This window comes from Clostridium sp. C105KSO13, from assembly GCF_001517425.1.
GTDB lineage: Bacteria > Bacillota > Clostridia > Lachnospirales > Lachnospiraceae > Muricomes.
Genome location: NZ_FBWL01000082.1, coordinates 1 through 755 on the forward strand (window position 1 = coordinate 1; position 755 = coordinate 755).

At 40.4% G+C, this 755-nt stretch carries 1 protein-coding gene; it reads right to left on the reverse strand.

Annotated features, from left to right (window positions below; translation table 11 throughout):
* Positions 1-323: 323 nt before the first annotated feature.
* Positions 324-755: transposase (locus BN3456_RS00455; protein ID WP_176699060.1), on the reverse strand; the 432-nt coding region annotated here is incomplete at its 5' end.

Consider the following 755-nt stretch of genomic DNA (forward strand, 5'->3'; position numbering starts at 1 on the left):
GAGGGCGTAAATTTTTCTGTGTCTGGCAAGTCAGGAACTGCCTGATTTGAATTAAATATGTATTGGTTTTGATGTCGGTTTAATTCGAAATTCTATTGTCGAATTTTATTTCTATCTATAGTATTACCGCATCTGAAAATTTTATACCTTTTTTCGAAAAAATTTCATAGCAAATAAGACATCTATATTTGTTTTTCATGGGCTCTGCCCACACCCGGCCTCAAGTATAAATTATGAGTGCTCTGGGTATACTATAGATGCCGAAAGTATAAAAGTTGCCGGCGGTCCTTTGCAAATATATTAGACCGCTGGCTCCTCTCTGATTACAGGTACGGTTGAATCCGCTCTGGGTACAAAATCATCAGCTGGCTTAAAACCATATCCCAGTTGCGGTATCTTTGCGTCCATTTCTTCATGATATTCTGGGCGGCCATATACAGCATCTTCTCCAGCGATGCATCTGTCGGAAATGCACTCTTGGTTTTGGTTACCTTCCGGAACTGGCGGTTCACAGATTCCACAATGTTCGTCGTATACATTATCCTTCTTATATCATCGCTAAATTCAAAGAATGGCCTTACATTTTCCCAGTTCATCTCCCAATTGCTGATTGCGTATGGATATTTCTTTCCCCATGTTTCCTTTACTTCTGCAAGGGCTTGTAACGCGGATTCTTCCGTTGGAGCCTTATATACAGCTTTAAAATCGGCGGCAAATTTCTTGCGATCCTTATAAGACAGGTACTGGAAAGAGTT